This window comes from Aliivibrio sp. 1S128 (assembly GCF_001691065.1).
Lineage (GTDB): Bacteria > Pseudomonadota > Gammaproteobacteria > Enterobacterales > Vibrionaceae > Aliivibrio.
On record NZ_MAJV01000019.1, the window covers coordinates 1 to 701 of the forward strand.

Annotated in this window: 1 protein-coding gene; it reads left to right on the forward strand. The window is 34.7% G+C overall.

Going from position 1 to position 701, the window contains the following annotated elements; genetic code table 11:
* The first annotated feature begins 131 nt into the window (after positions 1–131).
* Positions 132–662, forward strand: a complete 531-nt coding sequence (locus A6E03_RS04345; protein WP_065600238.1) for a GNAT family N-acetyltransferase — start codon at positions 132–134, stop codon at positions 660–662.
* The last annotated feature ends 39 nt before the right edge of the window (positions 663–701 follow it).

The following is a 701-nucleotide window of genomic DNA, read 5'->3' on the forward strand; positions in this document are numbered from 1 at the left end:
GCATCAACACGATTTGCTACATTCGGCATTCTAGATTTCTTTGGGTTTACCGTATTAAGTGGTAAATTTAGGCTTAATCTGCATGGTAGCAAACGTGTTATGCAGGCGTTATAATTTTTTAAGGTAACGATATGATTAATAGCTCAAAGTTGAAATCTATAGCATTTACGACAACGAGACTTGAGGTTGCAAATGTTGACTCTTATTTGGTGTCAGGATTGCTGAAATCACAGTTATTATCTGAAATTGTTAGCTTACTTTCTCCGTTGGTTGTTGAATCGTTACCTCCATATTTCCATGATATTAATACTGAATCGGATGCTGAAATTTGGCTTTTGAAAATGGTATCAGAAAGCTATTTATTTTCAGTTAAGCGTAAAGGTTTAGAACCAATTATTGGCTTCGTTTTCCTTTATGAATCAGATAATGCTACAGCGCATTTAGGTTATTTATTAGCTGAATCTAGTTGGCATCAAGGTTACGGTAGTGAGTTGTTATTTGGTTTACTTAAAAGCTGTCGTGATAACCAATTAGTAGAAAAACTTATTGGTGGTGTCGATATTGGAAATGTAGTTTCAGCAAAGTTACTTGAAAAAGTTGGTTTTGTTGCAACTCAAGAAGGTGGCAATGGCGTCATTTTCTACGAATGTGTGTTGTCTTAACCACAAATTATAACAATCGCATCAACACGATTTATTACA

What these genes read in the sequence shown, in the direction of transcription:
- A6E03_RS04345 (WP_065600238.1), top strand. Translation starts at nt 132, where the DNA reads ATGATTAATAGCTCAAAGTTGAAATCTATAGCATTTACGACAACGAGA.